We start from the raw sequence: 6,041 nt of genomic DNA, 5'->3' as shown, positions 1-6,041 counted from the left end.
GCGCTTGGTGCGAGAAGCCTTGTTCGAGAGAGGCCACTGGCTGGATCAAGCCCCATTTTTAGCCCAACGCCTTGAACTGGCGCTGCCCAGCGACTGTCGCCTCGGCCAGGCCTACTACCGGATCGGCCTTGGGCTGTATGACGCCTTATCCGGTCGGGCTGGGATCGGAAGCAGTCGTTTGCTCTCTTCCAAGCAACTCAAACAGGCCCTACCTCTGCTGCGTCCCGATGTTCGACGCGGAGTGGCCTATAGCGATGGCCAATTCGATGATGCTCGCCTGAATGTGCTGCTGGCTCTCACGGCTGAACGAGCCGGTGCTGTGCTGCGGACCCGCACCAAGGTTCGCGAGCTGGAACGCAACAGCCAAGGTCAGATCTGTGCTGCCATCAGCGAAAACCACAAGGGAAAACAAGAGCGCTGGGAGGCCAGGGCCATAGTGAATGCCACAGGCATCCATGCAGATGCCATCCGCCGGATGGCCGCCCCCAACTGCTCCATGCGCATGCTCACCAGCAGAGGGGTGCATCTGGTGTTGCGAGCCAACCTCTGCCCTGAGGGACTCGGCTTGCTGTTGCCATCCACCGATGACGGACGCGTTTTATTCATGTTGCCGTTCTTTGGTCGCACCCTGGTTGGCACCACAGACACGCCCTGCACCCAAGCGAGCGCAGCAGCTCCATCCGAAGACGAGCAAAACTATTTGCTCGATTACGTGAAGCGCTGGTTCCCCGATCTGGGCCAACCCGATGTAGGGAGCTGTTGGGCTGGCGGACGACCGCTGCTCAAGCCAGCCGGTGCCGAAGTGAACAGCAGCAGGGTCGTGCGGGAGCACGAGGTTGAAAGGCTCAACAGCGGCCTCATCAGCGTGATGGGGGGGAAATGGACCACCTGCAGACCGATGGCGATCGACACCCTCAAGGCGGTGGAAGAGCAATTCGGGAGCCCCCTTCCAGATCCCGCTGCGCTGCCGCTGATCGGCACAGATCAAGACCCCAAACGCACTCCCACACTGCTGCAGGAGCAAGTCAGCGCCCTGGAGCGTCTGCTGCCCGAGACCTCTCTTCGTGATCAGCAAAGGGCCCACCTGCAAGCCAGTTTCGGCTTGGAAGCAGCTGCACTCGTGGCCAGCTGGAATGAAAGTGATCGCGAACCGTTGAGTGATGTGATCCCCGTGTGCCGCGGTGAATTTCGCCATGCCATCAGCGCTGAACACGCCTGCACGGCAACGGATGTCCTCGCCCGTCGCTGCCGTTTGGCCATGGTGGATCAAGACGAAGCCGAGCGCCTGCTCCCGCAGGTTCAAGCCCTTCTTGAAGAGGCGGGCGTGGATGCTCCTTACACGCCGCCGGAGCTCAACTTGTCCTGCTGAGCTTCAACCTCCTCGCTGCTGTTGTCGGTTTCCTCCACCTCACCAATCAACCACCAACTGAACCCGTGCGCAGCGAGGTAAACAAACCATTCAGCATCGGCAGGCGGGTAGTCACATCCCCACAGCACCTCACGGGTGCGTTCACCAGACCATCGGCTCAAATCCAGGCGAAAGGATGCCCCAGCGGCGGAGAGGTTGGCCGCCACCAGCACCGTCATCGTGGCGTTTGCGCGCACGTACACGATCACGCCGGGATGGGCGCAATCCAACAGCTCAAAATCGCCATTGCGCAGAGCTGGAAGCAGCTTGCGGCAGGTGAGCATGCGCCGATGCCAATTCAGAAGCGATCCAGGGAGCTGCTTCTGAACTTCAACATTCACAACCCGATAGTCGTAGCCGGGAGCCGTGATGGGCGGCAACACCAACAGTGGATCTGGAGCCGTTGAAAATCCACCATTCCGTCCAGGCGTCCAGGCCATCGGCGTACGGTTCGGATCGCGGTCGCGCAAGCCCGGCCAATCCCCCATCCCCAGCTCATCGCCGTAGTACAGGCATGGGAGACCTGGAAGGCTATACAGCAGAGCATGCATCACCCGATTGGAACCGGGATCACCATTGAGCAAAGGCGCAAGACGCCGATTGATGCCCCAGTTCAGCCAATGGCCCTGTCCCTGGTGTAATCCGGCTCGGATCGTTTGAATCACCTCTTCTGGAACCAGATGGCCATCCCCCAGCCAAAGTTCATCGTGATTGCGTAACGGCAAGGCCCAGCGACAACCACCAACCGCGTTCTGAGCCGCCTGCAAACACTCGCGCAAGGCCTCCACCGTGCCACTAGCAATCGAGGCGAACAGGTGAGCCGTTAAGGCGAAGTTAAACGCTCCATGCAGTTCGTCATCGGCGAGGTAAGGCGCAGCCTCCTCCACCGGTTGAATCGCTTCAGCAAGAAGCAAGACATCCTTGCCATGGCGATCCACCCGAGCCCGCAAGCGCTTAAGGAATTCGTGGGTTTCAGGCAACCCTTCACAGCGAGATCCCTCGGCTTCACAGAGAAATGGAACCGCATCGAGACGGAAGCCATCTACGCCTCGTTCAATCCAAAAGTCCACCACATCGAGCATCTCCTCCTGCACGACGGGGCTGTCGTAATTGAGGTCGGGTTGATGGCGCAAAAAGCGATGGAGGTAGTACTGCTGCGCTACCTCGTCCCATTCCCAGTTCGAAGACTCGAAGTGACGAAACAGCACTGGTGCATCGGCATAGCGCTTGGGGTCATCACTCCACACGTATACATCCCGTTCAGGGCTCCCTTCTGGGGCCCAACGGGCACGCTGGAACCAAGGATGGAGGGTGCTGGTGTGATTCAGCACTAGGTCCATGATCACCTTGATGCCGTGGGAATGGGCAGCGATCAAAACCCGATGAAAGGCCGCTAGATCCCCCAGTTCTGGATGGATGGATTTGAAGTCGGTGATGTCGTATCCACCGTCCTGCAGGGGAGATGGATAAATCGGGGTGAGCCAGATCGCTTCCACACCCAACCAACGGAGATAGGGCAGGCGATTAGCCAGACCCTGCAGGTCGCCGATCCCATCACCATTGCCATCGGCATAGCTGCGCACGATCAGCTGATAGATGACGGCACCGTTCCACCACGGCTGCTGCTGAGTCATCACGCCGGCACCATTCCATCTCGTACTAACCCTGATCGGCCGCGACGTCACCCCCTCTTTCTTGATCCAGCGATCAGGACTGCGAGCATGACCTCAGATCCCATGGCTTGTGATGGTCAGCTCCAGCAATAACGAGGCCTTTCAAGCTGCTGATTTAAAGACCCTGCGCTCTCCAGTCGTCTCGGGGCAGACCCGACCAGAAGCTTGGCGACGACAGCAATTAAAACGGTTAAGCGACCTGCTTCATCGACATGAAGCAGACATCCTTCACGCCCTGCGTGTCGACCTGGCAAAGCCAGAGCTCGAGGGCATGTTTGAAATCGTGGCGTTGCTTCAAGAATTAAAAGTCACGCGGCGGCGCCTTAAGGCTTGGATGCGAGCTCGCCGCATCGCCGTGCCGATCGCACAACGGCCAGGGCGCGCCCAACTCATCCGAGAACCCCTGGGCTGTGTGCTCGTGATCGGCCCCTGGAACTACCCCTTCATGCTCACGCTCCAGCCCCTGATCAGTGCCCTTGCGGCGGGAAACACCGTTGTTTTGAAACCCTCGGAACATGCTCCTGCCTCCGCAGCCCTGATCACGCGCCTCATCACGGAGGCATTCCCCAGTGATGTCGTGAAGGTGGTGAATGGAGATGGATCCAGCGCAGCCGCTCTCGTAGACCTTGGGTTTGACCACATTTTCTTTACCGGTGGCGGAGGGATAGGAGCCAAGGTGCTGGCCGGCGCCGCCCGTCATCTCACCCCCGTCACGCTGGAGCTTGGGGGTAAAAATCCTGCTGTTGTGCTCGAGAGTGCAGACCTGACCGTCACAGCACGCCGCTTGATTTGGGGCAAAGGGGTGAATGCTGGACAAACCTGCCTCGCCCCTGATCACCTCCTGGTTCAGACCAGCATCAGGGAACACCTTGTGAATGCCTTGAAAGAGGAGCGCCGCAATCTGTATGGAGAGGATCCACTCGCTTGCGCTGATCTCAGCTGTTTAATCCATGATCGCCATTTTCAATATCTCGAAGGGCTGATCACAACAGCACGAGACGAGGGGCGCATCCTGTTTGGGGGCGAATGCGACCGACAACGCCGCAAGATCGCACCCACCCTGATTGAGGTTCATAGCGATCAGGATCCCTTAATGACAGCGGAAATCTTCGGCCCGTTATTGCCGATATTGACGGTGGAGTCCTTGGATGGCGCTATCACACGCATCCAACAGCAAGACAAACCCTTAGCGATCTATCTCTTTGGCGGTGATCACAACGACCAAAACGAGGTTCTGCAGCGCACCAGTTCAGGTGGGGTTTGCTTCAACGACGTGCTGTTGCAAAAAGGTGTTCCGGAATTGCCATTCGGTGGAGTGGGACCCAGTGGGATGGGCAGCTATCAAGCAGAAGCCGGCTTTCGAACCTTCTCTCACGAACGTTCGGTGCTGAGCCGGCCCTGGTTTCTTGACCTTCGTCTCCGCTACCCGCCTTACACCTTGAATCCTGCGTTATTTCGCCGTTTTGTGAGCTAAACAACGCTGAACAGCAGTCGAAATCACTCAATACCAATGAATCCGCGCGAGGGACTGGCGAGTTGGGCTAGACACCTTATCTTTCGCCCAGCACAGAAAGAAGCATGCGAAGCATTGTTGCCGCCGCCCTAACCCTGTCGGCATTGATGCCCCTCCAAGCGGGCGCGGCATCAATCACTGTCAAACCAGGAGACACCATCTCAGGTCTTGCTGAACGCTATGGCGTATCGGTTGGAAGCTTGATGAGAGCGAATGGAATTCGCAATTCAAACCATGTGGAAGTTGGGCAAACGTTGCGTTTGCCCAGCGGTGCCAGGGGCGTTGTCAGCGCTGGCCAAGGCCGTCACACCGTGAAAGGCGGAGACACCCTCGGTGGCATTGCGGCTCGATATCGCGTCAGTGAAAGAGATCTGATCGCCATCAACAGCCTTCAAAGCGCTGATCATGTTGAGGTAGGACAAACGCTGAAGCTGCCCACATCGGCCGTGCTTCCCAAGCCCAAGCCCGTGGCAAAAGCCAAGCCGACGCCGATTCAAGCCAATCCCAACGCCACATCCCACACCGTGGCCCGAGGCCAAACCCTCACCCAGATCGCGCGCGCCTATGAGGTTCCGGTTGCTTCGCTGATTGATCTCAACACCATCAATGACCCCAACAAGGTGACGATTGGAACCAAGTTGATGCTTCGGGATACCCGTCGCCCCGAAATCACAGAATCGGTCAGCACAGCAGTGCCAACCAGCACCACGCCAGCAACAAAACCAGTTCTCACGGCAACAGCCAGCGCACCATCCAAGACGGTTCAAGCCAAACCCATTCAGCCCAAAACGGCGACAACGAAGACGACGCCCAAAAAAGCGACTCCGAGCAAGACCACTACCACCCCATCAGTGGAGGCCAAACCAGCGTCATGGCGAACCTACGGCCCGCTTCAAGTGGACTGGAGCAACTGGCAATCGATGGGCGGCAGCATGGTGGCCCCAACCTTGAACAGCGCAGGCAAGCCCCTTTACGTGGCCGTGAACTGTTCCGCTCGCAAAATCAATGTCACCAGTTCTGATGGTGCATGGAAGAGCTGGATTGCTCCGCAAACCAATTTCGAGAAGGACTTGGTGAAGGATCGTTGTAACAAAACCGTTTAAGCCAAGCCGATGCCTTGCCAAAGCCTCGATCAAGCTGCGTAATGCAGGGGCCAAGGGTCATGCAGGAATTGTCGGCCGCTATCCCTTAACGACAAGCGTTGGGCACCGTCGTTGCTCTCGCGAATGAGCTCCTCTTGTACGAGCCTGCGCGCAAGCCAACCCCAACGATCTTCGCTGCCATCAAGCTCCCGCAATCGCTCAGTCAGGCTGCGGATGTCTGCTCCCTGCCCTGCATCGATCACCTCCAACAAGTCTTGGGCGCGATCTGACCAATCCTTGAGCCGCACATCAGCCAGGCAACGATCACAGCGGCCGCAAGGAGTCGTGAGCTCGCCCACTGAGAG

Annotated in this window: 4 protein-coding genes and 1 pseudogene; 3 read left to right on the top strand and 2 right to left on the bottom strand. The window is 58.3% G+C overall.

All coding sequences use genetic code 11. From position 1 onward, the window contains the following. A partial coding sequence (locus NCN04_RS06675) for a glycerol-3-phosphate dehydrogenase/oxidase (protein WP_250395573.1) occupies positions 1-1,369 on the top strand: 1,369 nt, incomplete at its 5' end. On the opposite strand, the gene NCN04_RS06670 is transcribed toward NCN04_RS06675, so the two are convergent. Beyond that, the gene (locus NCN04_RS06670; protein WP_048345856.1) at positions 1,336-3,042 is read right to left on the bottom strand and encodes an alpha-amylase family protein; all 1,707 of its coding nucleotides are present in this window, start codon (positions 3,040-3,042) and stop codon (positions 1,336-1,338) included. The two genes, NCN04_RS06675 and NCN04_RS06670, sit on opposite strands and share 34 nt — an antisense overlap. 112 nt (positions 3,043-3,154) lie before the next feature. Here NCN04_RS06670 and NCN04_RS06665 point away from each other — a divergent pair, with 112 nt between their 5' ends. Both NCN04_RS06665 and NCN04_RS06660 read left to right on the top strand, forming a co-directional pair. Next, positions 3,155-4,555, top strand: a complete 1,401-nt coding sequence (locus NCN04_RS06665) for an aldehyde dehydrogenase family protein (protein WP_250395572.1) — start codon at positions 3,155-3,157, stop codon at positions 4,553-4,555. A gap of 104 nt (positions 4,556-4,659) precedes the next feature. After that, entirely contained in the window at positions 4,660-5,697 is a 1,038-nt protein-coding gene (locus NCN04_RS06660; RefSeq protein ID WP_048345854.1) for a LysM peptidoglycan-binding domain-containing protein, read from the top strand. 29 nt (positions 5,698-5,726) lie between these two features. On the opposite strand, the pseudogene NCN04_RS06655 reads toward NCN04_RS06660, so the two are convergent. Beyond that, positions 5,727-6,041: pseudogene (locus tag NCN04_RS06655) on the bottom strand (RecQ family ATP-dependent DNA helicase); the annotation flags it as partial.

The organism is Synechococcus sp. MU1655 (assembly GCF_023630655.1).
Taxonomy (GTDB): Bacteria; Cyanobacteriota; Cyanobacteriia; order PCC-6307; family Cyanobiaceae; genus Synechococcus_C.
This window is presented reverse-complemented; position numbering and strand designations above follow the sequence as displayed.

Excerpts from the sequence above, each read along its gene's own strand:
- NCN04_RS06670 (WP_048345856.1), bottom strand. The coding sequence starts at position 3,042 with ATGACTCAGCAGCAGCCGTGGTGGAACGGTGCCGTCATCTATCAGCTG.
- NCN04_RS06665 (WP_250395572.1), top strand. The coding sequence starts at position 3,155 with ATGGTCAGCTCCAGCAATAACGAGGCCTTTCAAGCTGCTGATTTAAAG.
- NCN04_RS06660 (WP_048345854.1), top strand. The coding sequence starts at position 4,660 with ATGCGAAGCATTGTTGCCGCCGCCCTAACCCTGTCGGCATTGATGCCC.